This is a genomic window from Colwellia sp. F1 (assembly GCF_056238625.1).
The window spans coordinates 120,588-146,524 of record NZ_JBWDLI010000004.1 but is presented as its reverse complement, the minus strand read 5'-3'; the positions used below and the strand labels follow the sequence as shown (position 1 = coordinate 146,524).

Sequence of the window (25,937 nt, the reverse complement as noted above, 5' to 3'; positions counted from 1 at the left end):
CCTTATGAAAATCTTGCTTAGTCTAGGGTTAATAACCCCTTACTAACCGCTAAACCATTTAAATCACCGTAAATAAAATGGCCTGCTTTAAATGTAATACCCGCAAAAGTAACGTCAGTATTGATATCACCAACACCGAGCTTTTCAGTTTTTATTGGATTACATCCCAGTGCCTTCACACCAAGAGGCAGTGTAGCAATAGTGCCGGCATCACGAATGTAACCATTAATAACAATGGCCTGCCAGCCGTTTTGAACGGCTATTTCTGCTAACATGTCCCCTAATAAAGCATTGCTGTTAATGGCCTTGCCATCAACAACCATTACCTTACCTATGCCATTAGTTGCGACTAACTCTTTTACTTTAGAATTATCATTAACGCAAGACACAGTGACAATTTCACCTGAAAAGATAACTTTTGCCCCGTAATTTTTAAATAAGGGCTCAGCTAATTGCAATTGCTCAGGGTAAAGATCAAATAAATCGGGTAGTAAATCTAACATTGTATTTTTAATCACCACATATGAATTTGTTCCTACTTTAGCACCAATAAGTGATAAACTACTATTGTGCTCATGTATTATCAGCATAAGTAATGATCATAAATAACTTCGATAAATTTAACTAACACCACCGGAAACACAAAATGCCTTGGATACAACTTAGATTAAGCGCTAATGAAGAAACAGCAGAGAAATATAGTGACTGGTTAGTCGCTTGTGGCTCGCAAGCTGTAACCTTTATTGACGCACAAGATACTCCTATCTACGAGCCACTACCTGGTGATGAGGTGATCTATTGGTCTAATACGGTAGTCATGGGCTTATTTGATGCAAGCCATGATATGGACAAGGTGATCCGTTACTTACAAAGCATCCACCCTGACAAAAAACAAATGCAATATAAGTTAGAGCAGTTAGAGGACAAAGACTGGGAACGTGAATGGATGGATAACTTTCATCCAATGAAATTTGGCGAGCGGCTCTGGATTTGTCCAAGTTGGCGCGATGTACCAGAGCCAGACGCAGTTAATGTTATGCTGGATCCCGGCCTTGCCTTTGGTACTGGTACGCACCCAACCACAGCACTTTGTTTAACTTGGCTTGACGGTTTGGATTTACAAGGGAAAACCGTGGTCGACTTTGGTTGTGGCTCAGGCATTTTATCATTGGCTGCATTAAAGCTAGGTGCCAAAAAAGTTATTGGTATTGATATTGACCCACAAGCGTTACAAGCCAGCCTGGCCAATGCCAAACGTAATAATGTTGACGACAGGCTCGAGTTATACTTACCTAAAGATCAACCTGACTTTAAAGCGGATGTCGTCGTGGCTAATATTCTTGCAGGCCCTTTACGTGAATTAGCCCCCGTTATACTGGCCTATGTTGGCGATAAAGGCTTATTGGCGTTATCAGGTGTATTAGAAGAGCAAGCCCAATCATTGCAAGATATATATGGGCAATGGTGTAATATGGCGCCAGTAACTGTACAAGAAGAATGGGTGCGGTTAAATGGTCAGCGCAAGTAATTTATTGGCCAATGAAATAGCGCCCTTATTTGTTAGTGTAACATTTCTGCTTTGTTTAAAGAATTCACCACGTTTGTATTATCAATTTAAGCCGCAGTTTTTTGGCCTTGCGGCTAACAAGCGTTATGCACACCAATGGCGCAGCGTAAGCTAAAAAGGCAAACTGACTAAAAAGCAGATGATTTTTATTGCGAAATAGCTTAATCAATTGGTTAAAAACTGCTCACATCAATAGTTTGGCAAAAGTCAATATTAAAAAGGCAAATAAAATCTTATTTTGTTCAAATTATATGCTTTTCAATTCAGTAAAAAACACGTAAACTTAGCGCCCTTTTGTAATGGTGCTTAAAAAGTAGTCAGCGTGGTAATGGTTTGAAAATCGGCTCGTATCAATTGGACAGTAATGTTTTTCTTGCACCTATGGCTGGTATTACTGACCAACCTTTTCGTGAATTATGTTGTCGATTAGGGGCAGGTTTGGCAGTGTCAGAAATGGTGTCATCAAACCCTAAAGTGTGGCATACCGACAAATCTAAGTTAAGAATGATTCATAGCAAAGATGCCGGTATTCGTAGCGTGCAAATTGCAGGTAGCTGTCCTGACGAATTGGCTTTTGCAGCACAAATTAATGCCGACAATGGTGCGCAAATTATTGACATTAATATGGGTTGTCCCGCAAAAAAGGTCAATAAAAAATTAGCGGGCTCTGCTTTATTAAAAGAGCCAGCACAGGTTGAGCAAATTGTTAAGTCTGTGGTGAATTCGGTAAATATTCCGGTGACGTTAAAGATTCGCACAGGTTGGTGTGAAAACAGCCGTAATGGCATTGAAATAGCTAAAATTGCCCAAGATAACGGTATTGCTTCGCTGGCAGTACACGGGCGTACACGCAATGACTTTTATAAAGGCAATGCGGAATACGACACTATCAAAGCAATTAAACAAGCTGTTTCAATTCCCGTTGTTGCTAATGGCGATATAACCTCAGTAGAAAAAGCTGAGCAGGTATTAAGCTATACCGGAGCCGATGCAATTATGCTTGGCCGAGGTGCCCAAGGGCGACCTTGGATTTTTAGAGAAATAAACCATTTTTTGAAAACAGGAACTCATATGGCAGCGCCTTCTGTGAATGAGGTGCGTTCAATATTGATTGAACATGTTAAAGAGTTACACCGTTTTTATGGTGATTTTATGGGCGTGAGAATCGCGCGTAAACATGTGTCTTGGTATGTTCAGTCCTTTGCATTGTTAGGTGATGCAATGGGTGATAATTTTTCTGCACGCTTTTCAGCAGAACAAGGCAAAATTTTTAGATCTACTTTTAATGGTTTATCGTCAGCAAGTGAACAACTTGCAACGTTAAATCTTTGTTTTGATCAACTTACTGCTTAGAAAGTCAGTTGATTGTTAATTTTTATTCAATAAAAAAGAGTTGTACATTATGTTCGAACAAAATATTTCTTCTCCGTTTATCACTGGTGATATTCAAACACAAACGAAAACGTCTCCGTTACGCACACAAGCTAAAATAGCGATTAACAATTACTTAAAACAATTAAATGGTAATGATGTTGACGATATGTACGACCTTGTACTTAGCGAAATTGAAGCACCAATGTTAGAAGAAGTAATGATGTATACCCGTGGCAACCAAACTAGAGCGGCGAATCTGTTAGGTATTAATCGTGGCACTTTACGTAAAAAGTTAAAAAAATATGGCATGAACTAAGCCAATATTTTGATAAAAAGCACCTACGGGTGCTTTTATTGTTTCTAAACGAAATTAAATTAAGCTATTTTTCTTCAAATAAACAGGTAACTTGGCAAGGTAAGGGCAGGTTATAACTTAAAAGGTAATATTAATGGATACTCCACGTCCAATTAAACGCGCACTGTTAAGTGTTTCAGATAAAACGGGTATTGTTGAATTTGCACAGCGTCTAAGTGATAAAGGTGTAGATATTTTGTCTACAGGCGGTACAGCTAAACTTTTAGCAGATAATGGCATTAAAGTAACTGAAGCATCAGATTACACTGGCCACCCAGAAATTATGGATGGTCGTGTTAAAACGTTACACCCTAAAATTCACGGTGGTATTTTAGCGCGTCGTGGTACTGATGAAGCAGTAATGGCTGAGAACAACATTAGTGCAATCGACATGGTTGTTGTTAACTTATACCCATTTGCTAATGCCGTTAGTGATGAAAACTGTACGTTAGAAAATGCAGTTGAAAACATTGATATTGGTGGTCCAACAATGGTTCGTGCTGCGGCTAAAAACCACAAAGACGTAACAATTGTTGTTAATGCTAGCGATTACGATCGTGTTTTAGCAGAAATGGACAGCAATGATGATTCATTAACTTACAAAACCCGTTTTGACTTAGCGATTGCTGCTTACGAACATACAGCAAGCTACGACGGAATGATCGCTAACTACTTTGGTAAAATGTTACCCGCTTACGGCGAAACTGAATCGACAGCATCGTTTGATAACAAAGTTAAGTTCCCACGTACTTTCAATAGCCAGTTTATCAAAACACAAGATTTACGTTACGGTGAAAACTCTCACCAAGACGCAGCTTTTTATGTTGAAGCAAACCCAGAAGAAGCGTCTGTTTCTACTGCGACTCAAGTACAAGGTAAAGCATTATCTTATAACAACATTGCCGATACCGACGCGGCATTAGAATGTGTTAAAGAATTTGAAGAGCCAGCTTGTGTCATCGTTAAACACGCTAACCCATGTGGTGTTGCTATTGGTGACAACATCTTAGCTGCCTACGAAGGCGCTTACATAACTGACCCAACATCAGCATTTGGTGGCATTATTGCATTTAACCGTGAATTAGATGCACAAACAGCACAAGCGATTGTTTCTCGTCAATTTGTTGAAGTAATTATTGCTCCATCTATCTCAGCAGAAGCAGCTAAAATTGTTGCAACCAAACCAAACGTTCGTTTATTAGCATGTGGTAACTGGGAAACTCAAACAACCGGTTTAGACTTTAAACGTGTTAACGGTGGTTTATTAGTGCAAGACAGAGACCAAGGCCGTGTTAACGACAGCGACTTAAAAGTAGTGACTAAACGTCAACCTACTGAAGACGAAATGCGCGACTTAAAATTTGTATGGAAAGTAGCAAAATTTGTTAAATCAAATGCTATCGTTTATGCAAAAGGCAGCACAACCATTGGTGTTGGTGCAGGTCAAATGAGCCGCGTTTACTCAGCAAAAGTTGCAGGCATAAAAGCGGCTGACGAAAACCTCGAAGTGAAAGGTTCAGTAATGGCATCAGATGCATTCTTCCCATTCCGCGATGGTTTAGATGCTGCTGCCGAAGCTGGCATTACCGCAGTAATTCAACCGGGTGGTTCAATGCGCGATGATGAAGTTATTGCTGCAGCAGACGAACACGGCATTGCAATGGTATTTACCGGTATGCGTCACTTTCGCCATTAATTTTGATTCATGTCGTAGTTAACACTAATTTAGGTGTCGACTGTACTGACAAATGCTTCAGAAAAGCATTTGAACAGCCCAAAGGCGGAGCACAGGAAGTACGGAGTAGTAACTAACGTCAACTCCGTGCAGTCTCCTATAAATTTGCAGTTAACAACGTCAAGTATCGTTATTCATTTTGGGGCGTGGTTGTGGTTAATACCCATTAGCATTGAAGAAGATACTCGTGACGACAAACAAAGCAGTGTTGATTTATTTACTTACATGAAAATGCGTATAGAAATAAAATCAGCACTGCTTGTTTATTTAAAATCTGTTATAACTAACTTTCTTTTAGTAACTTAATACAGTGAATGGAAATATTATGACTCAGTTAACTAGTGTAAAATCCTTACTTTGTGCAACAGTGATAACTGCCACACTTGGTTTTAGTTTATTTACCAATACCAATGTTTATGCCCATTCGCATAACAGCGTAACGCTTGAACAAGCGGCTGTTGGTGAGCACCGCTCAGAAAAAAACAAGGCTCGTAACCAATATAGACACCCGGTTGAAACCCTTAAGTTCTTTGGCTTTGCTCCGCATATGACTGTAGTAGAACTGACTCCCGGTGGCGGCTGGTATACTGAAATATTAGCACCTGCTTTAAAAGGGACGGGTAAGCTTTATGGTGCGCATTACCCAGATACGGGTGAAGATAACTATTATGCCAATTCACGTAAAAGGTTAGAGCAAAAGCTTGCTTCAAATGAGATTTACAGTGAAGTAATATTAACGGATTTTACTCCTCGTCAACCAAGTGAATTAGCACCGCAAGGCAGTGCTGATTTAGTCTTAACCTTTCGTAACTTACATAACTGGAAAGACAGTGGTGTAGAGCAAGTCTTTAAAGATGCTTTTAAGGCGCTGAAACCTGGCGGCGTGTTAGGTATTGTTGAACATAGGCTACCCATAGGAGTAGCACCTGAAAAAGCAGCAGGGTATGTTTCTGAAGTAAAAACGATTAAGCAAGCAAAAGCCGCAGGTTTTCGTTTTGCGGGTGCCAGTGAAATCAATGCCAACCCGAAAGATATGGCTCAGCATCCTAAAGGTGTGTGGACTTTACCGCCTTCGTTACGTTTAGGCGAAACCGATAAAGATAAATATTTAGCGATTGGTGAAAGTGATCGCATGACGTTGAAGTTTGTTAAACCAGAACAATAAAGGTTTACTGACTTTACATAACAAACAATAGGAAATATACATGAAAATTTTAGTTATAGGCTCAGGTGGTCGTGAGCATGCCTTGGCATGGAAAGCGGCACAATCTAGCCAAGTATCTAAAGTATTTGTTGCACCAGGTAATGCAGGTACAGCAATTGAACCAAAATTAGAAAATGTTGCTATCGACGTAAGTGATAACGCGGCACTAGTTGCCTTTGCACAAAGTGAAGATATTACGTTAACTATTGTTGGCCCAGAGCAACCGCTCGTTGATGGTGTTGTTGATGCGTTCCAAGCGGCAGATCTTACTATCTTCGGCCCAAGTGCAAAAGCCGCACAATTAGAAGGCTCAAAGTCATTCACTAAAGACTTCTTAGCACGTAACAATATTCCAAGTGGTAGTTATGCCAACTTCACTGACGTAAATGAAGCACTTGCTTATGTTCGTCAACAAGGCGCACCTATTGTTGTTAAAGCCGATGGCTTAGCGGCAGGTAAAGGGGTCATTGTTGCCTTAACACTTAAAGATGCAGAAGATGCTATCGAGGATATGTTAGCAGGTAACGCTTTTGGTGATGCAGGTCACCGTGTAGTTATCGAAGAGTTTTTAGAAGGTGAAGAAGCCAGTTTCATCGTAATGGTAGACGGTAAAAACGTATTACCAATGGCAACAAGCCAAGATCACAAACGTGCATTAAATGGTGACTTAGGGCCAAACACTGGTGGTATGGGAGCATACTCTCCGGCACCGGTAGTCACACCAGAAATCCATAACCGTATTATGAACGAAGTGATTATGCCAACTGTTGAAGGGATGGCTAACGAAGGTGCGCCATATAGTGGTTTCTTATACGCAGGTTTAATGATTGCTGAAGATGGCACACCAAACGTAATTGAATATAACTGTCGTTTTGGTGATCCTGAAACACAACCTATCATGATGCGTTTGCAGTCAGATCTGGTTGAACTATGTTTAGCGGCAACACGTGGTGAGTTAAACAAAGTAACTGCTGAGTTTGATCAACGCGCAGCTGTTGGTGTCGTTTTAGCTGCGCAAGGTTATCCAGCAAGTTACCCTAAAGGTGATGTGATTTCAGGTTTAGCAACAAACCAAAACGAATCAGCTAAAACATTCCATGCAGGTACTAAGCTTAACGATCAAAACGAAGTGCTAACCAATGGTGGTCGTGTTTTATGTGCTACAGCACTCGGTAATACGGTAACCGAAGCACAACAAACTGCTTATGAGCTACTACATCAAATTACATGGAAAGGTGTTGAGTTTAGAACGGATATCGCTTACCGCGCTATTGCGCGAGAGCAAAATGCATAATGTGCTGTCAGTAATGTAAAGCTTGATGGCAAAAAGGCTGGTCACTATAGTATTTACCTGTAGTAACCAGCCTTTTTTATTGGCCGTATGTAATCGTTAAGCTAAAAACTTAATTGAAAATATAAAAGTTAGAGTTGCTGTAAAATTTTATCTAAACCTTTTTTAGATTGCTCTACTGCTTGTAAAGGGGTGAGATTATTGGGATATTCTTCTTGCTCAACCACAAGCCATAAAGTTCCGCCAACAGACATATTGGCTTTAGTTAGGTTAACCCAGTCAATGGTATCTTGCCCAATAATAGGGAGCTTGCCTTCAGTACCTTCAGGTAAACGCACTTTGTAATGTGTGGTTAATGTGCGTCCAGGGTAGCGATTTACATATTCAATTGGGTCTTTACCTGCATAAGTTGTCCAACCAACATCTTGCTGTAAAATAACGTTTGATGAGGTATTAGTCGCTAAATAATCCCAGTAGGTTGAACCATTATATTCATTAAACTCTTTCTCATGATTATGAAAACCTATTTTCATCCCCAGTGGAGCTAGTTTTTTTGCTAGTTGATTTAATTTATCTACTACCAGATTAATACCGTCAGGGTGCCATGCTCGTTCATCCCAAGGTATGATTAAAAATGTGATGCCAGCGGCTTTATAAAATTCAGTGGTGTTTACGAAGCTCTCTTCATCAAGTTGCTCAAAGCTAACATGTGCGCCACTACCTTCTAAGCCCATTGAAGCTAAATAAGCCTTTAATCCTGTAGGATCGTTTTTATAAGGCCCAAAATCACCAGCAAATTCTAGTCCTTGAAAGCCTAAAGTGGCTAAATGCTCAATAGTCCCCTTAAAATCACGTTTAAGTTCATTTTTTACTGACCACAACTGTACGCTTATTTTAGGCAAAGTAGGTGATATGGTTTCTTCTGCTTGAGGCTGTTGAGCGCAGCCACTGGCTGATAATATCAGCAAACTCATGATAATAGCGCTTATAAATTTCATATGGATTTTACTCTCTCAGTAGTTTTGGGTTAATTATTGGTGATAAATCAGTGTGCTTAAATGCGTTTGTTGTTCATTTCTTTCACTGCATAATCGACAGCGCGAACGGTGAGTGCCATAAATGTTAAGGATGGATTAGCAACACCAGACGAACAAAAGCTGGCACCATCGGTAACAAATAAATTTGGAATATCATGTGTTTGGTTATAAGCGTTTAAAACCGACTCTGTCGGGTCAAGCCCCATTCTGGCTGTGCCTACTTCATGAATTGCTAAACCAGGTGCATTTTTATCATAAGAGGTGTAACGAGTAACATTTTTAACGCCACCTTGTATTAACATTTCTTGCGCCGTTTGCGCAGCATCGTCCATCATTAATTTTTCATTGTCTGACCACTGACAATTAATGTGCAGTTGTGGCATACCCCATTTGTCTTTTTTGCTAGGGTGCAATGATACTTGATTTTCATAACGAGGTAGCATTTCGCCTTGGGCATGCAAACCAAACTGCCAGCTGCCTGTTTGTGTTAATTGTTGTTTGAACTCAGCGCCAATGCCTTTTGTATAGCGAGCACCACGCCAATCACTTCGGCTGGCACCGCCCGACAAAGCATAACCACGTTTATATTCTTTTTTGTAGAGTGACGGTTTGAATTGAAAATTGGGCACATACGGCGCTGTTGGTCGGCGGCCAGAATAATACTCATCTTCGTAGCCCTCTATTTGCCCTGTTGCGCCAGCATTATAAACATGGTCCATTAAGTAATGACCTAATACACCTGAGCTGTTAGCAATGCCTCGTGGAAATCTTTTCGATATTGAGTTCAGCATAATTTGCGTTGACCCCAGTGTTGACGCACACAAAAAGACTATTTTGGCAAAATACTCACGCGTAGTTAAATTATCGTTATCAATAACCCTAACGCCCTTTACGCGATTAGTTTTTTCATCGTATATCAAGCTGTGAACAACACTATTGGCAGCAATGTGTAAATTATTGGTTTTGGCTGCTGCCGGTAGTGTTGAGCTTTGTGTAGAAAAGTAGGCACCAAATGAACAGCCTTTTTGGCATTCATTTCTTGCTTGGCACTGCACACGGCCTTGGGCAATATGTAATTTTGATGGCTTGGTTAAGTGTGCAGCTCTGCCCATTATCATAGGCCTGTTAGGGTAGAGTTTAGCGAGTTTGTTTTTTAAATCGAACTCTGGCTTCATCCATTCAAACGGGGGTAAAAACTCACTGCTAGGTAATTGAGGAAGGTTGTCGTCATTGCCGCTGATGCCAGCATGCTGCTCTACATGGCTATACCAAGGAGCTAAATCTTTATAGCGTAGTGGCCAGTCATTGCCATAACCGTCGGCTTTATTCGCGTTAAAGTCATGGTCACTAAAGCGATAAGATTGGCGATGCCATAATAGCGACTTACCACCAAGCTGGTTAGCTCTGATCCAACTAAAATCAGTACCAGCCTCTGTTGAATAAGGGAGCTCCTTGTCATTACCAAAAAAATGTTTGGTTGCATCGTTAAAGGCATAGCACGCTTTTTGCACCTTGTATTGCTGTTCAACCAAAAGGTTATCTACTTTCATACGATTGGCAAATTCCCAAGGGCCTTTATTTTCAGTAGTATAATCTTTTCTATGCTCAACAATGCGGCCTCGCTCTATCATTAAAGTTTTTAAACCTCGCTCACAAAGCTCTTTAGCTGCCCAGCCACCTGACACACCTGAGCCAATGACCAAAGCATCATACTCTTCATTACTTTCATTAATATATAAATCTTTATTCATAAAATACTTCTTTGCCTTTTGATTATATTGACTAATAAAAAGCTAAAGACCCCCATGATTTTTTCAATGTTGAATAAGGTACTGAGCCTTTAAAACCACCCGGAATAGCTTGGTAGTTTAACGCTTGAGTAGCGCCAATCTCGGTAGTAAAGTAGCCAAAAATTAAGAGAGACTTTAACGCCCGAAATTGCTTTGTGTGTTCAGGGCTAAAACCTAACGCTTTTGACTCTAAAGCCACTAACAATGCCGTTTGTTGCTCAGATGAAAGGTGGGTGAAAGCATTGGCGTAGTGTGTTTTGCTTTGCTGGTTAATGGCCTCAACTAGGTTTATTGCTTGTGCTTGGTGCTGGCTTGAATAACAAGCTGACAATTGATGGTCTAAAAAGCCATGAACATCTAATTCAGCTGCGCTTGGGGTGTCAGTTTTAGGTAAAACAGTAGCACAAATATCATGTAATAGTTGCATTTGTGACCTTGAGAATATTTTACCTGCCTTTAAGGCACTGTCGGGTTTAGCTTGATAATTAAAAGCAGTAGCTAGGGCATTGTTACTGGTAAGCTGTGCAACGGCAACACCGCCCATTAAGGCCGTTAAACCACGTAAAAATTGCCTTTTACTTTCTGCGTGAATACTTTGTTTTTTATTTTTCACAAGACACTCCTGTAGTTGTGTTTCGTTTACGCATATAAAAAAGTAATAGGGTAAAGGTAAAAATCAAAACAAATGGAAAAATACTTAAATTAGCCAAAGTTGCTTGCCCTGCAGCCAATTCAGCTAATTCAGCAGAGCTATTTTCGGCTAAAGCCTGTTGGCGAGCAGTGTCAATCCAATTACCAATAACAGGGTTCCACATGCTTACGCTAAACATACCTATACCTCCAAGTATCGACATACCTAAAGCGCCAGATTTGGGGATGTTTTCAGCGACAAAACCTATCATGGTTGGCCAAAAGTAAGTTGCCCCAAGGGCAAATAATAGCGCCGAGACATAAACCATATAACCTGTTGCAATACTCATCGTATAAATACCTATAGTGGTAACAATAGCAGAATAAAGCAGCACACCGGTTGGGTTGAATTTATGAATCATTGGGCCTGCAAAATAACGCCCTACAGCCATAACACCTGTCACCATCGCCATAATAAGCATGGGGGATGCGCCAGAAGAGCCTAAGATACGTTCAATCCACTGTTGTGTACCTAACTCGCTGACAGCGGTTAATGTCATACAAAACGCAATAAATAAAAATAGCGGTGAAAATAACGCTTTAATGTTTTTACTCGTTGATGTGTCAATATGACTGGTTTTAGGAAAACTTTGTGTGAAAATCAAGTAACCATAAATTGCAGCAGGTACTAACATAATAGCTATTTGTGCTTGCCAATCAAAACTCATATCCGTCATTGTTTTTGACACCAATGCACCAATGACAATGCCACCAGGGAACCAAACATGGAAACGGTTTAACATAGTGGTTTTATTTTTGTGGTACATGTCTGCGATAAGCGGATTACAACCCGCCTCAACTGAGCCATTGGCAAAGCCAATACAAAAACTAGAAATTAATAAGGTCCAAAAACCCTGCGCGTTCATTGTTAACAGTAAACCAAGAATATGGCCAATAAAGGCCAGCAATACTAGCTTCTTAGCACCAAGCATATTATATAATAAGCCACCTAGCATAGTCGCAACAGGAAAGCCTAGAAAAGCCATGGCGTTGATCCAACCTAACTGTGTGTCAGATAGAGCAAAATCTTGACTGAGTTGCCCCAAAATACCGGCTCTGATTGCAAAAGTCATTGCGGTTACTGTGAGTGCCAGGCAGCAGGCTATAAACAATTTATTTCTATTAATATCAGTAGACATACTTTACTCGCTTAGTTGTTGCTTGTTATAACCCTAAAATATTTCGGTTTAAGCCGGTATCTTCACCACTAGTGGCAAAATCATCAAATGCATGCTCAGGTGCTCTAATTAAATGTTTATTGATAAATGGAGCCCCTTCTTTTGCCCCATCTTCTGGGTGCTTTAAACAACATTCCCATTCAAGGACAGCCCAACCATCATAACCATACTGTGTTAATTTACTGAAAATTTGTTTAAAGTCGATTTGACCGTCGCCAAGTGAACGAAAACGTCCAGGGCGATCTTGCCAATTTTGATAACCGCCATAAACGCCGCTTTTACCATTTGGTCTAAACTCCGCATCTTTTACGTGAAAGGCTTTTATTCGCTCGTGATAAATATCAATAAAAGCCAAGTAATCAAGTTGTTGAAGTACAAAGTGGCTAGGGTCATATAAAATGTTCACGCGAGGATGATTCCCCGTTGCGGCAAGAAAGCGCTCAAAGGTAACACCATCGTGTAAATCTTCACCTGGATGCAATTCATAGCAAATATCAACGCCGGCATCTTCAAATTTATTGAGGATAGGTAACCATCGACGAGCTAACTCTTTAAAGCCATCTTCTACTAAACCGGCGGGACGTTGAGGCCAAGGGTAAAAAGTTTGCCATAACAGTGCGCCAGAAAATGATGCATGACCAGTGAGGCCTAAGCGAGCGCTTACCGTAGCAGCCATTCCTACTTGCTCTATAGCCCATTGAGTTCTGGCTTGTGGGTTATCTTTTACTTCATCAAAAGCAAAACTATCAAATTGTTTATCATAAGCCGGATGAACAGCCACTAATTGACCTTGTAAGTGGGTTGATAATTCACTAATTGACAAGCCAGCGTCGTTAACAATACCAAGTACTTCATCACAGTACTCCTTACTTTGGTAAGCTAAGGTGAGGTCAAAAATGCGTTTGTCCCATGTGGGTATTTGTACAGCTTTATACCCAAGACTTGCAGCCCACTGACAAATACTCTGAAGACTATTAAACGGGGCATTATCTTGACAAAATTGGGCAAGAAAAATACCCGGTCCTTTGATTTGTGTATTAGCCGAGTTGCTCATGTTATTTCTCTTTTGTTGTCGTTGGGGGTTAAAGATAAGGCATGCCATTTTTCATTTGATTGACTTGCCAAAACAGTATTTTCGATAAAGGCCATGCCCCGAACAGCTTCTTCAATGCCCGGTACATCAAAAGTTTGGTTATCACAGATTTGATTATTTTGATGGGCTCGAATTTGCCGAGCAAAGTTTTGGTATATATTGCCAAAAGCTTCTAAGTAGCCTTCAGGGTGGCCTGCCGGTGTGCGAATAGCTTGTTGCGCAGCCTCACACATTTGACCAACACCGGTACGAATTAATTGGGTTGACTCGGTGTTTGACTTAAGTAATAAGCTATTTGTCTCAAGTTGACACCATTCAAGGCTTTTTTGATCGCCATAAATGCGCAGTGTTAAGTTGTTTTCGTCGCCAATTGCGATTTGACTAGCTAACAGTACGCCTTTAGCGCCATTTGAAAATTTCAATAACACGCTGCCATCGTCATCTAATCTTCTGCCGGCAACGGTTGAGGTAAGGTCAGCACATAAGTGTGTAATGGCTAAGCCTGATACATATTCAGCTAAGTTAGCGGCATGAACACCGATATCGCCCATACAGCAACTGACACCTGATTTGCTCGGGTCTAAACGCCAGCTTGCTTGTTTACTTTGTTCATCATCTTGCGAGGCTAACCAACCTTGAGAATATTCAACTACAATCTTAACAATATTACCTAACTCACCTTGCGTTATAAGGTGTTTAGCCTGCTTAATTAAAGGGTAACCATTGTAAGTATGTGTTAGTCCGTACAGCACATTATGCTGCTCAAGTAGTGATTGTAAGCTTAATGCTTGCGCTAAATTTAAAGTTGCAGGCTTGTCAGACATCACGTGAAAGCCGTGTAAAATGGCAGCTTTGGCGATAGGAAAATGTAAATGATTAGGCGTCACTATGGCGACAAAGTCCATGCGTTGCTCTGCGGGTAATGAGGCTTCTTTAGTAAACATCTCTTCGTAGCTGGTGTAACATCTGTTTTCGGGTAAATAAAGCGCTATGCCTGAAGCTTTGCTGCGGGCAGCATCAGCGCTAAATGCACCACAGACTAATTCTATTTCACCATCTATAAAGGCAGCCATTCTGTGTACTGCGCCAATAAAGGCACCTTGACCACCGCCCACCATGCCCATACGTATTTTTTTCATCGCTAACACCCCATTAAAACTTTATCCTTGTCCTTTACTATAAGAGTGATTAGGTTAAAGTGTTATTAGAAATTCGGTCTCAAATGCAACTAATTCGGCGTTGGGTGTTATTATCATTTGAATTATATTATCCTTTGTATTCTACCAATTGAGAGTTTTAATCATGAGTATTGAGCAACAGCAGAAATCTTTTCTTGCCCAAACGGGGGTTCAACAAATAGTCAGTATGTTTGATTTACTGACGAGTGAACTTTTTTGGATTAAAAATGATAAGCATGTTTTTATGCATGCTAATCAGGCATTTATTGATCATGTTAAGGCAAAAAATCTAGAGCAAGTTATTGGTAAAACAGATTTTGACTTTTCACCTACCCATTTAGCTAAACAGTTTTTTCAAGATGATGATAAAATTTTAGCGGGCCAGCAAGTGACTCAGCGACTAGAAATGAATATGGACAAAGCCGGTGATATTGCTTGGTACGCCACCTCGAAGCGACCAATAGTCGATCAAAACAAGGTTATAATCGGTTCCTATGGCATAACGCGTCATTTACAAAAACAAGCTAATGCCTTTTCTGGGGTTGATGCTGTTAAAGTGCCTGTCGATTACATCAGAAAAAATTATCAAAACCATTTCACTATTGCTCAGGTAGCTGATGTTGCGCATTTATCAGTGAGTGCATTAGAGCGTCGATTTAAAAAATATTTATCGAAAACACCAAAACAATTAATTAATGAAATTCGGTTAGAAAACGCCCGCAAGCTTTTAGTAGAAACGAACATGTCAATAGCAGAAGTGGGTGATACAACAGGGTTTACAGATCATAGCTATTTTAGTAAACAATTTAGGCTGTTTTTTGGTGAATTGCCCTCTGAAGTAAGAAACAACCATCATCAAGCATCTAGCTAACGGCTCAGTCTGCATGGATTTATATTGGCAGCTCTTTATGTAAAGTATAAAAAGATGAAAGTCGTTGCCATGTGGTGTTAGCTAAGCTAATTTAGTTTTGCATGAAAATTATAAACGAAAGGCAGTCGTCAATGTTAATCAGTAATTTGGAAGTTATTCCCGGTAAAAATATCAGTCAACACTTTGGTTTAGTGCAGGGAAGTACTGTACGCAGTAAACACATTGGCCGTGATTTAATGGCCGGTATAAAAAATGTTTTTGGTGGTGAATTAGTAGGGTATACCGAGTTGTTGCAAGAGGCGCGTGAAGAAGCAGTTATCCGGATGAAGGACCAAGCGCAAGCGTTAGGTGCTAATGCCGTGGTCAATGTGCGTTTTTCTACCTCGTCGGTAACGCAAGGAGCGGCAGAATTATTTGCTTACGGTAGTGCGGTATTGGTGGAGTAGGCGAATGGATCAATTTCAACTGCTTATACCACTTATGTTACTTGTACTCGGTTATGTTTTTGGCCGTGTTGCGGAAAAAAAGCATTTTAAATCAATTATCCACCGAGAAGCTGCGCTTGCTCATGTGCTGATTATAGCCAGTAAACAAGTAAGTACCACAGAGCATGCTAAACCGGGGGCACTGGTTACTGGCAGTGTGGTTATTTCGGTAGATTACTTTAAACGTTTTTTAGCCTTACTACGTAGTATATTGGGGGGCAGAGTTGTTGCTTATGAAACGTTACTGGAAAGAGCACGCCGTGAGGCTATTTTACGGATGAAAGCAGAAGCACAGGCGGTGAATGCAGATAAAATTGTTAATTTTAAGCTGGAAACGGCTTCAATTTCAAAAGGCGCGAGTAGAAACATTGGCTCGGTAGAGGTGCTGGCCTATGGTACGGCATTGGTCAATATGCCTTCTTAAGTTTACTATTTGTTAGTATGTAGCGCTATTGAGTCTTATTGAGGTAATAAAAAAGGATGCCGTAGCATCCTTTTATTAAAAACAATTAATAGTTAATTATTTTTTAGCAGCGGCTTTCGCTTCTTTCGCAGCTTTCACTTCAGCGATAACTTCTTCAGCTACATTAGCAGGACAAGGCATGTAGTGAGAGAATTCCATAGAGAATTGACCACGACCAGATGTCATTGTACGTAATGAACCGATATAACCAAACATTTCTGAAAGTGGTACGTCAGCTTTAATACGAGCACCAGAAACACCTGCTTCTTGGTTTTTAATCATGCCACGACGACGGTTTAAATCACCAATAACATCACCAACGTGATCATCAGGAGTAAACACATCAACAGCCATAATTGGTTCAATTAACTGTGCGCCTGCTTTTGGAATTGATTGACGGAAAGCGCCTTTAGCGGCAATTTCAAAGGCAACTGCAGATGAGTCAACCGCATGGAAACCACCATCAAATAGCTCAACTTCAACGTCTAATACAGGGAAGCCAGCAAGTACACCTGAATCCATCATGCCTTTGAAGCCTTTTTCAATAGCAGGGAAGAATTCTTTTGGTACGTTACCACCAACAACGACAGACTTGAATACGAAACCTGAACCTGGTTCACCTGGCTTGATACGGTAATCAATTTTACCAAACTGACCAGAACCACCCGATTGTTTCTTATGCGTGTAAGAATCTTCGATTTCTTGTGTAATTGTTTCACGGTAAGCAACTTGAGGCTTACCTACTTCTAAATCAACGCCGTAGGTACGCTTAAGGATATCTACTTTGATATCTAAGTGAAGCTCACCCATACCACGTAAAATTGTTTCCCCTGAATCTACATCAGTTTCAACTTGGAATGTTGGATCTTCTGCAACCATTTTACCAATAGCAACACCCATTTTCTCAGAACCACCTTTATCTTTAGGGGTAACAGAAATTGAGATTACTGGTGCAGGGAAAACCATTGCTTCTAACGTACATGGATCTTTAGGGTCACATAATGTGTGACCTGTTTGTACGTTTTTCATACCCACGATAGCTAATATATCGCCGGCTTGTGCAGAGGTTAATTCTGTACGGTCTTCAGCTTGCATTTCAACCATACGGCCAATACGTTCAGTTTTACCAGTAAATGAGTTTAATACTGTATCGCCTTTGTTTAACGTACCTGAGTAAATACGAATAAAGGTAAGTGCACCAAAACGGTCATCCATTATTTTAAAGGCTAATGCTTTAAACGTTTCTTTAGTATCAACCAGTGCAAATCTACCTGTAGGCTCACCTTCTTCATCTGTTAACGGCTGTGGGTTAACTTCAGTCGGAGATGGTAAGTAATCAACAACAGCATCAAGAACTAACTGCATACCTTTATTTTTAAATGCTGATCCACAGAACGTTGGGAAGAATAGTAATTCACGTGTGCCTTTACGAATACAAGCTTTAATTTGCTCTTCAGTTGGCGTTAGTTCGCCTTCTAAATATTCCATTAATAAATCTTCATCTGCTTCTAAAGCAGTTTCGATCATTTGCTCACGGTATAAAGCAGCGTCTTCCAGCATATTTTCTGGAATGTCAGTTTCTTTATAGTTTTCTGGAATACCAGTGTCATCCCAAACGTAAGCCTTTTGGCTTAATACATCAACCACACCAACAAATGTATCTTCTTCGCCAATTGGTAACGTCATAATAAGAGGACGAGCACCTAATACATTTTTAATTTGGTCAGCAACACGGAAAAAATTAGCACCTAAGCGGTCTAATTTATTGACGAAAATTAAACGTGCTACTTTTGAGTCATTCGCATAACGCCAGTTAGTTTCTGATTGTGGCTCAACACCACCAGAGCCACAGAATACACCAATACCACCATCAAGTACTTTAAGTGAACGGTAAACTTCTACAGTGAAGTCAACGTGGCCTGGGGTGTCAATTACGTTAAAACGGTGTCCTTTCCATTCACATGTAACAGCAGCAGACTGGATAGTAATACCGCGCTCAGCTTCTTGTTCCATGAAGTCAGTAGTTGACTCACCGTCGTGTGTTTCACCAGCCTTATGAATTTTACCCGTTAGTTTAAGGATACGTTCAGTGGTTGTGGTTTTACCCGCATCAACGTGAGCGAAAATACCAATGTTTCTGTATTTGTCTAAATCTGCCATTACTTTACTCTACTTAGTTTGAGGTCTGTTCTGCTTTGTACCCCAAATGCTTTCGATAAGCAAAGGTGAACAAAAAATACAGAACTGTTGAAAATTTGCGCGCGAGTATACCATTAACAAAAGCAGAACCATAGAAAATTGAAAAAAAATATAAAATAAATTAGTAAAGAGTAGTATGAGAGGCCATAGTCTTTGTCATAAAAAATTGACTATATTGCTTTCTCTGCTTATATATAGAGATAGGCGAATTTTATTGGAAAAATTAATCAGTGAGAATGTAGCGCAAACCAAAGGGGAAAATTTTATTGGTTTCACTCCACCGCTTAACGGCGTATTAATTTTACCATACCGCCAAAATAGTGTTTTGAGACGACGGGAGATTAATATTAGACTTTAGTCTCTACTCTATGGTTTAAAAACTATTGATTAGATATCATGTCTTAATACTCGCTTATTTTAGTATTAACTGCCCTTTAACCCTGTATAGGACTCACTCAATATGCTCATCTTTTTTATTTGTATTACGCTGTTAATTTTGGGGTATAAATTTTATAGCCCCTTTATTGAAAAGCAAGCTGGAATTGACCCCTCACTAAAAACACCACAAGTTCGATTTGACGAAGGTGTTGATTATGTTGCTGTGCATCCGGTGAAAGCGTTTTTAATACAATTTTTAAATATTGCGGGTGTAGGCCCTATTTTCGGCCCTATTTTAGGCGCTATCTATGGTCCTATTGCACTCGTGTGGATTGTACTGGGTAATATTCTTGGTGGCGCAGTACACGATTATTTTTCTGGTGTCATGAGTATTAAAGAAGACGGGAAAAGTTTGCCTGAAATAGCCGGGCATTACTTTAACTTGTTTTACAAAAGTATCATGCTTATTTTTACTGCGATGTTACTGTTTTTTGTTGGCGTAGTTTTTATCATGAGCCCAGCTGGTCTGTTAGGTAACCTGAGTTATTTTGAAGGTACCTTTCTTGAAGGTAATAGCTTTTGGGTACTGCTTATTTTAGCTTACTACTTTTTAGCCACGCTATTACCGATAGATAAAATAATTACTAAACTTTACCCCTTATTTGGTTTATTGATGATAGTGATGACAACCCTGATTGCAGGCGCTCTATTATTTAACGCTCCTAACTTACCTGTTGTGGGTGACTTCCTTGGTTACTTTAATCATGACCATTTTAATCATGATTTCTTAAAGCCTAACCCTGATGGTGCACCTATATGGCCGCTACTTTTTGTTACTATTACTTGTGGCGCAATCAGTGGCTTTCATTCTACGCAAGCCCCTATTATGGCGCGTTGTTTAACCAATGAAAAATACGTACGCCCTGTGTATTATGGTGCGATGATTTCAGAAGGTATTGTTGGCTGTGTTTGGGCGCTTGCGGGGATTGCTGCCTTTCCCGAAGGCTATGCAGGTCTTAAAGCAATGTTAGATTTAGGTGGCCCTGGTTTAGTGGTTAATCATATTGCGACCAGCTACCTTGGTGCTTTAGGGGGAATTATGGCAATTATTGCGGTGGCAATATTCCCAATTACTTCTGGTGACACGGCTTTTAGATCTCTGCGCTTAACCATAGTCGATGCTTTTAGTATTCCACAAAGTATGCGCAACCGTATTTTATTAGCGGTACCAATTTTAATTGTTGCTTATTTTATGACAAAAATCGATTTCTCATTAATTTGGCGCTATTTTGCTTTTTCAAATATGTTGTTATCAACCAGTGTGCTTTGGCTAGCAACTAAGTACTTATTTGATCGCGGCACTTTCCACTGGATTGTTAGTATTCCTGCTGTAATTGGTACCAGTGTTACAATATCTTATATAATGACCGCAGGAATTGGCTTTAATTTACCTTCAGACTATAGTCAATCGATAGGCATAGCCTCAGCGCTATTATTGTTTACAACACTGATTATATTTCATTCCAAACGTGTTGCTCCTGTTGTTAAATAAACCAAGGAAAAGCAAAAAATAAACTTGCGCGCCATTGGTTTTCTTGTATAATACGCACCCACATTCAGCTAAGCTGAGTGTGGATTTTGCTTTAACAATGCTTATATGTTGCTTAATAATAGCGGTATGTAAACAGTAAAGTGAACAAGGTTTAGCCATAATTGCTAACCTTGCTACAGCAGCGCTAATTTTGCGTTGAATGTTATTTTATGTAATACACCCCCTTCCAGTACATAAGGAAGTAGAGGGATGTATTTTTTTGTTCTTTTAAAAGGGGATTTGATACATGTCAAATCAAAGAATTCGCATTCGTTTGAAAGCGTTCGATCATCGTTTGATTGATCAATCTACAGCAGAAATCGTTGATACTGCTAAACGCACTGGCGCACAGGTTCGTGGTCCTATTCCACTACCTACTCGCAGAGAACGTTATACTATCTTGACTTCACCACACGTTAACAAAGATGCGCGTGATCAGTACGAAATCCGTACTCACAAACGCATGATTGATATCGTTGAGCCAACTGAAAAGACTGTAGACGCATTAATGCGTTTAGATCTTGCAGCTGGTGTTGATGTTCAAATTAGCTTGGGCTAAGAGGAGTTTTAACAATGACTATAGGTCTAGTTGGACGTAAAGTGGGTATGACTCGCATCTTCACAGAAGATGGTGTATCTACTCCTGTTACCGTTCTAGAAGTTGAAGCGAACCGTGTTGCTCAGGTTAAAACTGTAGACAACGATGGTTATTCAGCGCTTCAAGTTACTACTGGCAAGCGTAAAGCAAGCCGTGTTAACAAACCAGCAGCTGGTCATTTCGCTAAAGCAGGTGTTGAAGCAGGCCGTGGCCTGTGGGAATTCCGCTTAAATGAAAATGAAGGTAGCGACCTTGAAGCTGGCAGTGAAATCACTGTTGAGATCTTCAATGATACTAAATTAGTAAACGTAACCGGTACTTCTAAAGGTAAAGGTTTCCAAGGTGGTATCAAACGCTGGAATTTCAGCATGCAAAATGCAACACATGGTGTTTCTTTAGCACATCGCTCTAACGGTTCGTTAGGTCAATGTCAAACACCAGGTCGTGTTTTCAAAGGCAAAAAAATGTCTGGTCACATGGGTGCTGTGCGCGTTACTACACAAAACCTTGAATTGGTTCGCGTTGACGCAGAACGTAACTTGTTGCTTGTTAAAGGCGCAGTTCCGGGTGCAATCAATGGCAACGTAATCATCAAACCAGCTATTAAAGCTTAGTCCAGGAGATTTTGTGATGGAATTATCATTAAAAGACGCATCAGGTGCTCTTGAAGTTTCTGAAGCAACTTTTGGACGTGAGTTTAATGAAGCTTTAGTACATCAAGTAGTAGTTGCTTATGCAGCTGGTGCTCGTCAAGGTACTCGTGCTCAAAAAACTCGCTCAGAAGTTAGTGGCGGTGGTGCAAAACCATGGCGTCAAAAAGGTACTGGCCGTGCACGTGCTGGTACAACTCGTGGTCCAATCTGGCGTTCTGGTGGCGTAACATTTGCTGCTAAACCTCAAGATCACAGTTTAAAAGTAAACCGTAAAATGTACCGTGGTGCTATTGCTAGCATCCTATCTGAACTTGTTCGTCAAGATCGTTTAGTGGTAGTGAATGATTTTTCGGTAGAAACACCTAAAACTAAAGATTTAGTTGCTAAGTTGAAAGGCTTAGAGCTTAAAGATGTATTGATTGTAACGAAAGAAGTTGACGAGAACTTGTTCTTATCAGCGCGCAACTTATATAAAGTTGATGTACGTGACGTTGCAGCAATTGACCCAGTAAGCTTGGTTGGTTTCGAAAAAGTTTTAATTACTGCTGATGCAGTTAAAGAAATTGAGGGGATACTAGCATGATAAGCGAAGAACGTTTGTTGAAAGTGCTTTTAGCACCAAATATTTCTGAAAAAGCAACTGTCGCTGCTGAAGCAAACAACACTGTTGTTTTCAAAGTAACTACGGATGCAACTAAAGCTGAAATTAAAGCGGCAGTAGAGAAACTTTTTGAAGTTTCTGTTGTTGGTGTAAATACGCTAAATGTTAAGGGTAAAGTAAAACGTACTGGAGCTCGTACTGGTCGTCGTAACGACTGGAAAAAAGCATACGTTACTCTTGCAGAAGGTAGTGACATCGACTTCGTTGGCGCTGAATCATAGGAGTAGTTAAAATGGCTATTGTAAAATGTAAACCAACTTCTCCGGGTCGTCGTCACCTAGTTAAAGTGGTAAACCAAGAGCTTCATAAAGGTAAGCCTTATGCACCATTATTAGACTCTCAGTCTAAATCTGGTGGTCGTAATAAGCATGGTCGTATTACCGTTCGTCATATTGGCGGTGGTCATAAGCAACATTACCGTATTGTTGACTTTAAGCGTAATAAAGATGGTATTCCTGCGAAAATTGAACGTTTAGAATACGATCCTAATCGCAGCGCTAACATTGCTTTAGTATTATATGCTGACGGTGAGCGTCGTTACATCTTAGCCCCTAAAGGCTTAACAGCTGGTGATTCTATCCAGTCTGGTGTTGATGCACCTATTAAAGCAGGTAATGCTATGCCATTACGCAACGCACCATTAGGTAGCGTTGTACATGCAATCGAACTTAAACCAGGTAAGGGCGCGCAAATTGCTCGTGCTGCTGGTACTTACGCACAATTAGTTGCGAAAGATGGTGCTTACGTTACTTTACGTCTTCGCTCTGGCGAGATTCGTAAAATCGAAGCAGATTGTCGTGCTACTTTAGGTGAAATCGGCAATGGTGAACACATGCTTCGCTCTTTGGGTAAAGCTGGTGCCTCTAGATGGCGCGGTGTTCGTCCAACAGTTCGTGGTGTTGTTATGAACCCAGTTGACCACCCACACGGTGGTGGTGAAGGTAAATCATCAGGCGGTCGTCATCCGGTATCGCCTTGGGGTGTACCGACTAAAGGTTACAAGACTCGTTCAAACAAACGTACTGATAAATTTATCGTACGTCGTCGCACTAAGTAATTAGTGTATTAAACTAAATACTCATAATTATCGAAAGTTTGCATCAACAATAGGTTGATAAATTAAAAACGATAATTAGGGTAATGATAATTAAGGAATCACCATGCCACGTTCCCTCAAGAAAGGTCCTTTTATAGACCTACACTTGTTGACGAAGGTAGAGAAAGCGGTGGAAAGCGGGAATAAAAAGCCAATTAAAACTTGGTCCCGTCGTTCAATGATCATCCCAACGATGATCGGATTGACCATAGCTGTCCATAATGGCCGTCAACACGTTCCTGTATTTGTAACCGAAGAAATGATCGGTCACAAATTAGGAGAATTTGCACCAACTCGTACTTATCGCGGTCATGTCGCTGATAAGAAAGCGAAGAAGTAAGGGGAAGTTAAATGGAAGCTATTGCTATACATAAATTTGCCCGCGGCTCTGCGCAAAAAGCACGTTTAGTTGCGGATCAAATCCGCGGTGAACACGTTGAGAAAGCACTTGAAATTTTAACTTACAGCAACAAATCTGCGGCTGACTTAGTTATAAAAGTACTTAACTCAGCGATTGCTAATGCCGAGCACAACGAAGGTGCAGACATTGATGAATTATTCGTTAAAACAATTTTGATTGACGATGGTCCTACAATGAAGCGTATTATGCCACGCGCGAAAGGCCGAGCCGATCGCATCATTAAGCGCACAAGTCACATTACTGTGATCGTGTCTGATTCTTAGGAGTATATTAGTATGGGTCAAAAAGTTCATCCTAACGGTATTCGCTTAGGTATCACGAAACCTTTTGCGTCTACTTGGTTTGCTAACAATAAAGAGTTTGCTAGCAACTTAGACGGCGACCACAAGGTTCGCGAATTTTTAACAGAGAAGCTTAAACGCGCATCATTATCTAAAGTAGTGATCGAACGTCCAGCTAAATCTATCCGCGTAACAATTCACACGGCTCGCCCAGGTGTTGTTATTGGTAAGAAAGGCGAAGATGTTGAGAAATTACGTTTAGCTGTATCTAAAATTGCTGGTGTTCCTGCTCAAATCAACATCGCTGAAGTACGTAAGCCAGAAATGGATGCGCAGCTAGTTGCTGACAGTATTGCTAGTCAATTAGAGCGTCGTGTTATGTTCCGTCGCGCGATGAAGCGTGCAGTGCAAAACGCTATGCGTTTAGGTGCTAAGGGTATCAAAGTTCAAGTTAGCGGTCGTTTAGGCGGCGCTGATATTGCACGTGCTGAATGGTATCGTGAAGGTCGTGTACCTTTGCATACATTACGTGCTGATATCGACTACGCCATTGCGCGTGGCGACACGACTTATGGTGTAATTGGTATTAAAGTTTGGATCTTTAAAGGTGAAATCATTGGTAAAATGCCACTTGTGGCAGAGCAACCAGCGGCTAAACCTAAAAGAAAGAACAACCGCAAAGCGAAGTAAGAGGAATCAGTAATGTTACAACCAAAACGTACTAAATTCCGTAAGCAATTTAAACTACGTAACCGTGGTCTTTCACAGGTTGGTAGTTCAGTTAGCTTCGGTACTTTCGGTTTGAAATCGGTTGACCGTGGTCGTTTGACTGCGCGCCAAATTGAAGCCGGTCGTCGTGCCATGACTCGTCATGTTAAACGTCAAGGTAAAATCTGGATACGCGTGTTCCCTGATAAACCAATTACCAAAAAGCCACTTGAGGTTCGTATGGGTAAGGGTAAGGGTTCAGTAGAATATTGGGTATGCCAAATTCTTCCTGGTCGTGTTCTTTATGAAATGGAAGGTGTTTCTGAAGAGTTAGCTCGTGAAGCTTTTGCTTTAGCTGCAGCTAAACTTCCGTTTAAAACTACCTTCGTAACTAGGACGGTAATGTAATGAAAGCTAGTGAACTAAAAGCAAAAAGCATCGAAGAGCTTAATGCTGAATTACTAGAGCTTCTACGTGAGCAGTTTAACTACCGCATGCAAGCAAGCACTGGTCAATTAGCACAAACTCATTTGCTAAGAACTGTACGTCGCAATATTGCACGTGTTAAGACTATCATCACTGAAAAGGCAGGTAAGTAATGAGCGAAGTTAAAATCCGCACAGTACAAGGCGTTGTTGTCAGTAACAAGATGGATAAGTCTATCGTTGTAATGATTGAACGTCGCGTTAAGCACCCTATATACGGTAAGTACATCACGCGCTCAACTAAGTTGAAAGCACATGATGAAGCTAACGTATGTAACGAAGGTGATGTAGTCACTATCGCTGAATGTGCACCAATTTCTAAGTCTAAAAGCTGGAAATTAGTTGATGTTGTTGTAAAAGCTTAATCGAACAGATTAGTTTTTAATAGCACTGAGTGTTTTACGCAAAATATTCAGTACTATTGGCGAGATACTATATAAAACCCTTATCATTTACTTGATAAGGGTTTTTTGTTTTTATGGCCAGTGAAAAGATCAAATTCTAATTCAAAGCAGGCTTTCTCTGGTGTTGGTTTTAATATTAAGTACAATAACC

General features: G+C 40.4%; 30 protein-coding genes. 22 read left to right on the top strand and 8 right to left on the bottom strand.

The genetic code is table 11. From position 1 onward, the window contains the following. Positions 1 to 17: 17 nt before the first annotated feature. Positions 18 to 503: a putative 4-hydroxy-4-methyl-2-oxoglutarate aldolase gene (locus AC0UA9_RS05080; protein ID WP_475658176.1), complete on the bottom strand. Its 486-nt coding sequence runs from the start codon at positions 501 to 503 to the stop codon at positions 18 to 20. 143 nt (positions 504 to 646) lie between these two features. Here AC0UA9_RS05080 and prmA point away from each other — a divergent pair, with 143 nt between their 5' ends. The 7 genes from prmA (at position 647) to purD (ending at position 7,529) form a co-directional block, all read left to right on the top strand. Further along, positions 647 to 1,528 carry a 50S ribosomal protein L11 methyltransferase gene (gene prmA / locus AC0UA9_RS05075; RefSeq protein ID WP_475657885.1) on the top strand — a complete coding sequence of 294 codons (882 nt, stop codon included), beginning with the start codon at positions 647 to 649 and terminating at the stop codon, positions 1,526 to 1,528. A 372-nt stretch (positions 1,529 to 1,900) separates the two neighbouring features. Beyond that, positions 1,901 to 2,920, top strand: a complete 1,020-nt coding sequence (gene dusB / locus AC0UA9_RS05070; protein ID WP_475657882.1) for a tRNA dihydrouridine synthase DusB — start codon at positions 1,901 to 1,903, stop codon at positions 2,918 to 2,920. Between the two features lie 49 nt (positions 2,921 to 2,969). Next, on the top strand, positions 2,970 to 3,257 hold the full coding sequence (gene fis, locus AC0UA9_RS05065) for a DNA-binding transcriptional regulator Fis (RefSeq protein WP_114325692.1): 288 nt from the start codon (positions 2,970 to 2,972) through the stop codon (positions 3,255 to 3,257). A 133-nt stretch (positions 3,258 to 3,390) separates the two neighbouring features. Continuing rightward, complete coding sequence (gene purH / locus AC0UA9_RS05060; protein WP_475657879.1) at positions 3,391 to 4,992, top strand: bifunctional phosphoribosylaminoimidazolecarboxamide formyltransferase/IMP cyclohydrolase; 1,602 nt, start codon at positions 3,391 to 3,393, stop codon at positions 4,990 to 4,992. Positions 4,993 to 5,118: 126 nt separating this feature from the next. Beyond that, positions 5,119 to 5,337: a hypothetical protein gene (locus tag AC0UA9_RS05055; RefSeq protein ID WP_475657875.1), complete on the top strand. Its 219-nt coding sequence runs from the start codon at positions 5,119 to 5,121 to the stop codon at positions 5,335 to 5,337. A 19-nt stretch (positions 5,338 to 5,356) separates the two neighbouring features. Beyond that, the gene (locus tag AC0UA9_RS05050) at positions 5,357 to 6,196 is read left to right on the top strand and encodes a class I SAM-dependent methyltransferase (RefSeq protein WP_475657873.1); all 840 of its coding nucleotides are present in this window, start codon (positions 5,357 to 5,359) and stop codon (positions 6,194 to 6,196) included. 40 nt (positions 6,197 to 6,236) lie between these two features. Beyond that, complete coding sequence (gene purD / locus AC0UA9_RS05045) at positions 6,237 to 7,529, top strand: phosphoribosylamine--glycine ligase (protein ID WP_475657871.1); 1,293 nt, start codon at positions 6,237 to 6,239, stop codon at positions 7,527 to 7,529. A gap of 128 nt (positions 7,530 to 7,657) precedes the next feature. Here the strand turns inward: purD and AC0UA9_RS05040 are convergent, their stop codons facing one another. The 6 genes from AC0UA9_RS05040 to AC0UA9_RS05015 form a co-directional block, all read right to left on the bottom strand. Then, positions 7,658 to 8,500 (bottom strand): sugar phosphate isomerase/epimerase family protein, encoded by an 843-nt coding sequence (locus AC0UA9_RS05040; RefSeq protein ID WP_475657868.1) that lies wholly within the window; start codon positions 8,498 to 8,500, stop codon positions 7,658 to 7,660. 80 nt (positions 8,501 to 8,580) lie between these two features. Continuing rightward, positions 8,581 to 10,314: a GMC oxidoreductase gene (locus tag AC0UA9_RS05035; protein ID WP_475657865.1), complete on the bottom strand. Its 1,734-nt coding sequence runs from the start codon at positions 10,312 to 10,314 to the stop codon at positions 8,581 to 8,583. Positions 10,315 to 10,345: 31 nt separating this feature from the next. Next, on the bottom strand, positions 10,346 to 10,966 hold the full coding sequence (locus AC0UA9_RS05030) for a gluconate 2-dehydrogenase subunit 3 family protein (RefSeq protein ID WP_475657863.1): 621 nt from the start codon (positions 10,964 to 10,966) through the stop codon (positions 10,346 to 10,348). Then, positions 10,956 to 12,182 carry an MFS transporter gene (locus AC0UA9_RS05025; RefSeq protein ID WP_475657861.1) on the bottom strand — a complete coding sequence of 409 codons (1,227 nt, stop codon included), beginning with the start codon at positions 12,180 to 12,182 and terminating at the stop codon, positions 10,956 to 10,958. Before AC0UA9_RS05025 ends, AC0UA9_RS05030 begins: the two co-directional genes overlap by 11 nt. Before the next feature lie 25 nt (positions 12,183 to 12,207). Beyond that, positions 12,208 to 13,275, bottom strand: a complete 1,068-nt coding sequence (locus tag AC0UA9_RS05020) for a sugar phosphate isomerase/epimerase family protein (RefSeq protein WP_475657859.1) — start codon at positions 13,273 to 13,275, stop codon at positions 12,208 to 12,210. Next, a complete protein-coding gene (locus AC0UA9_RS05015; RefSeq protein ID WP_475657857.1) occupies positions 13,272 to 14,453 on the bottom strand; it encodes a Gfo/Idh/MocA family protein in 1,182 nt (393 codons plus the stop codon). Before AC0UA9_RS05015 ends, AC0UA9_RS05020 begins: the two co-directional genes overlap by 4 nt. 163 nt (positions 14,454 to 14,616) lie before the next feature. On the opposite strand from AC0UA9_RS05015, the gene AC0UA9_RS05010 reads away from it, so the two are divergent. The 3 genes from AC0UA9_RS05010 (at position 14,617) to AC0UA9_RS05000 (ending at position 16,272) form a co-directional block, all read left to right on the top strand. Then, complete coding sequence (locus tag AC0UA9_RS05010; protein WP_475657855.1) at positions 14,617 to 15,363, top strand: helix-turn-helix domain-containing protein; 747 nt, start codon at positions 14,617 to 14,619, stop codon at positions 15,361 to 15,363. Between the two features lie 131 nt (positions 15,364 to 15,494). Further along, positions 15,495 to 15,809 carry a YbjQ family protein gene (locus AC0UA9_RS05005; RefSeq protein ID WP_475657853.1) on the top strand — a complete coding sequence of 105 codons (315 nt, stop codon included), beginning with the start codon at positions 15,495 to 15,497 and terminating at the stop codon, positions 15,807 to 15,809. A gap of 4 nt (positions 15,810 to 15,813) precedes the next feature. Then, positions 15,814 to 16,272, top strand: a complete 459-nt coding sequence (locus AC0UA9_RS05000) for a YbjQ family protein (protein WP_475657851.1) — start codon at positions 15,814 to 15,816, stop codon at positions 16,270 to 16,272. Between the two features lie 96 nt (positions 16,273 to 16,368). Here AC0UA9_RS05000 and fusA read toward each other — a convergent pair whose 3' ends face one another. Next, positions 16,369 to 18,471: an elongation factor G gene (gene fusA / locus AC0UA9_RS04995; protein ID WP_475657849.1), complete on the bottom strand. Its 2,103-nt coding sequence runs from the start codon at positions 18,469 to 18,471 to the stop codon at positions 16,369 to 16,371. Between the two features lie 499 nt (positions 18,472 to 18,970). Between fusA and AC0UA9_RS04990 the strand changes: the two genes are divergently transcribed. From AC0UA9_RS04990 to rpsQ, 12 genes are all read left to right on the top strand, one after another. Further along, positions 18,971 to 20,440 carry a carbon starvation CstA family protein gene (locus tag AC0UA9_RS04990; protein ID WP_475657846.1) on the top strand — a complete coding sequence of 490 codons (1,470 nt, stop codon included), beginning with the start codon at positions 18,971 to 18,973 and terminating at the stop codon, positions 20,438 to 20,440. A gap of 286 nt (positions 20,441 to 20,726) precedes the next feature. Then, on the top strand, positions 20,727 to 21,038 hold the full coding sequence (gene rpsJ / locus AC0UA9_RS04985; protein ID WP_475657843.1) for a 30S ribosomal protein S10: 312 nt from the start codon (positions 20,727 to 20,729) through the stop codon (positions 21,036 to 21,038). A gap of 14 nt (positions 21,039 to 21,052) precedes the next feature. Next, the gene (gene rplC, locus AC0UA9_RS04980; protein ID WP_475657841.1) at positions 21,053 to 21,691 is read left to right on the top strand and encodes a 50S ribosomal protein L3; all 639 of its coding nucleotides are present in this window, start codon (positions 21,053 to 21,055) and stop codon (positions 21,689 to 21,691) included. A gap of 16 nt (positions 21,692 to 21,707) precedes the next feature. Continuing rightward, a complete protein-coding gene (rplD, locus tag AC0UA9_RS04975) occupies positions 21,708 to 22,313 on the top strand; it encodes a 50S ribosomal protein L4 (protein WP_475657838.1) in 606 nt (201 codons plus the stop codon). Then, positions 22,310 to 22,612: a 50S ribosomal protein L23 gene (gene rplW / locus AC0UA9_RS04970; RefSeq protein ID WP_475657835.1), complete on the top strand. Its 303-nt coding sequence runs from the start codon at positions 22,310 to 22,312 to the stop codon at positions 22,610 to 22,612. Before rplD ends, rplW begins: the two co-directional genes overlap by 4 nt. Positions 22,613 to 22,623: 11 nt before the next feature. Then, positions 22,624 to 23,448 carry a 50S ribosomal protein L2 gene (rplB, locus tag AC0UA9_RS04965; RefSeq protein ID WP_475657833.1) on the top strand — a complete coding sequence of 275 codons (825 nt, stop codon included), beginning with the start codon at positions 22,624 to 22,626 and terminating at the stop codon, positions 23,446 to 23,448. Between the two features lie 103 nt (positions 23,449 to 23,551). Next, on the top strand, positions 23,552 to 23,827 hold the full coding sequence (rpsS, locus tag AC0UA9_RS04960) for a 30S ribosomal protein S19 (RefSeq protein WP_011041718.1): 276 nt from the start codon (positions 23,552 to 23,554) through the stop codon (positions 23,825 to 23,827). An 11-nt stretch (positions 23,828 to 23,838) separates the two neighbouring features. Beyond that, the gene (gene rplV / locus AC0UA9_RS04955) at positions 23,839 to 24,171 is read left to right on the top strand and encodes a 50S ribosomal protein L22 (protein WP_475657830.1); all 333 of its coding nucleotides are present in this window, start codon (positions 23,839 to 23,841) and stop codon (positions 24,169 to 24,171) included. Positions 24,172 to 24,183: 12 nt separating this feature from the next. Next, positions 24,184 to 24,879: a 30S ribosomal protein S3 gene (gene rpsC / locus AC0UA9_RS04950; protein ID WP_475657827.1), complete on the top strand. Its 696-nt coding sequence runs from the start codon at positions 24,184 to 24,186 to the stop codon at positions 24,877 to 24,879. Between the two features lie 12 nt (positions 24,880 to 24,891). Continuing rightward, positions 24,892 to 25,305 carry a 50S ribosomal protein L16 gene (rplP, locus tag AC0UA9_RS04945; RefSeq protein ID WP_475657825.1) on the top strand — a complete coding sequence of 138 codons (414 nt, stop codon included), beginning with the start codon at positions 24,892 to 24,894 and terminating at the stop codon, positions 25,303 to 25,305. Continuing rightward, a complete protein-coding gene (rpmC, locus tag AC0UA9_RS04940) occupies positions 25,305 to 25,496 on the top strand; it encodes a 50S ribosomal protein L29 (protein ID WP_159821672.1) in 192 nt (63 codons plus the stop codon). Before rplP ends, rpmC begins: the two co-directional genes overlap by 1 nt. Next, the gene (gene rpsQ, locus AC0UA9_RS04935; protein WP_475657823.1) at positions 25,496 to 25,747 is read left to right on the top strand and encodes a 30S ribosomal protein S17; all 252 of its coding nucleotides are present in this window, start codon (positions 25,496 to 25,498) and stop codon (positions 25,745 to 25,747) included. Before rpmC ends, rpsQ begins: the two co-directional genes overlap by 1 nt. Positions 25,748 to 25,937 lie beyond the last annotated feature (190 nt).

Coding starts and splice junctions, on each gene's coding strand:
- AC0UA9_RS05050 (WP_475657873.1), top strand. CDS start 5,357: ATGACTCAGTTAACTAGTGTAAAATCCTTACTTTGTGCAACAGTGATA.
- AC0UA9_RS05005 (WP_475657853.1), top strand. CDS start 15,495: ATGTTAATCAGTAATTTGGAAGTTATTCCCGGTAAAAATATCAGTCAA.
- fis (WP_114325692.1), top strand. CDS start 2,970: ATGTTCGAACAAAATATTTCTTCTCCGTTTATCACTGGTGATATTCAA.
- rplC (WP_475657841.1), top strand. CDS start 21,053: ATGACTATAGGTCTAGTTGGACGTAAAGTGGGTATGACTCGCATCTTC.
- purD (WP_475657871.1), top strand. CDS start 6,237: ATGAAAATTTTAGTTATAGGCTCAGGTGGTCGTGAGCATGCCTTGGCA.
- AC0UA9_RS05020 (WP_475657859.1), bottom strand. CDS start 13,275: ATGAGCAACTCGGCTAATACACAAATCAAAGGACCGGGTATTTTTCTT.
- AC0UA9_RS05035 (WP_475657865.1), bottom strand. CDS start 10,314: ATGAATAAAGATTTATATATTAATGAAAGTAATGAAGAGTATGATGCT.
- fusA (WP_475657849.1), bottom strand. CDS start 18,471: ATGGCAGATTTAGACAAATACAGAAACATTGGTATTTTCGCTCACGTT.
- rpsJ (WP_475657843.1), top strand. CDS start 20,727: ATGTCAAATCAAAGAATTCGCATTCGTTTGAAAGCGTTCGATCATCGT.
- AC0UA9_RS05010 (WP_475657855.1), top strand. CDS start 14,617: ATGAGTATTGAGCAACAGCAGAAATCTTTTCTTGCCCAAACGGGGGTT.
- rplP (WP_475657825.1), top strand. CDS start 24,892: ATGTTACAACCAAAACGTACTAAATTCCGTAAGCAATTTAAACTACGT.
- rpsQ (WP_475657823.1), top strand. CDS start 25,496: ATGAGCGAAGTTAAAATCCGCACAGTACAAGGCGTTGTTGTCAGTAAC.
- prmA (WP_475657885.1), top strand. CDS start 647: ATGCCTTGGATACAACTTAGATTAAGCGCTAATGAAGAAACAGCAGAG.
- AC0UA9_RS05015 (WP_475657857.1), bottom strand. CDS start 14,453: ATGAAAAAAATACGTATGGGCATGGTGGGCGGTGGTCAAGGTGCCTTT.
- AC0UA9_RS05025 (WP_475657861.1), bottom strand. CDS start 12,182: ATGTCTACTGATATTAATAGAAATAAATTGTTTATAGCCTGCTGCCTG.
- AC0UA9_RS05080 (WP_475658176.1), bottom strand. CDS start 503: ATGTTAGATTTACTACCCGATTTATTTGATCTTTACCCTGAGCAATTG.
- AC0UA9_RS05000 (WP_475657851.1), top strand. CDS start 15,814: ATGGATCAATTTCAACTGCTTATACCACTTATGTTACTTGTACTCGGT.
- AC0UA9_RS04990 (WP_475657846.1), top strand. CDS start 18,971: ATGCTCATCTTTTTTATTTGTATTACGCTGTTAATTTTGGGGTATAAA.
- AC0UA9_RS05040 (WP_475657868.1), bottom strand. CDS start 8,500: ATGAGTTTGCTGATATTATCAGCCAGTGGCTGCGCTCAACAGCCTCAA.
- rplD (WP_475657838.1), top strand. CDS start 21,708: ATGGAATTATCATTAAAAGACGCATCAGGTGCTCTTGAAGTTTCTGAA.
- rplB (WP_475657833.1), top strand. CDS start 22,624: ATGGCTATTGTAAAATGTAAACCAACTTCTCCGGGTCGTCGTCACCTA.
- rplW (WP_475657835.1), top strand. CDS start 22,310: ATGATAAGCGAAGAACGTTTGTTGAAAGTGCTTTTAGCACCAAATATT.
- rpmC (WP_159821672.1), top strand. CDS start 25,305: ATGAAAGCTAGTGAACTAAAAGCAAAAAGCATCGAAGAGCTTAATGCT.
- rpsC (WP_475657827.1), top strand. CDS start 24,184: ATGGGTCAAAAAGTTCATCCTAACGGTATTCGCTTAGGTATCACGAAA.
- purH (WP_475657879.1), top strand. CDS start 3,391: ATGGATACTCCACGTCCAATTAAACGCGCACTGTTAAGTGTTTCAGAT.
- rpsS (WP_011041718.1), top strand. CDS start 23,552: ATGCCACGTTCCCTCAAGAAAGGTCCTTTTATAGACCTACACTTGTTG.
- rplV (WP_475657830.1), top strand. CDS start 23,839: ATGGAAGCTATTGCTATACATAAATTTGCCCGCGGCTCTGCGCAAAAA.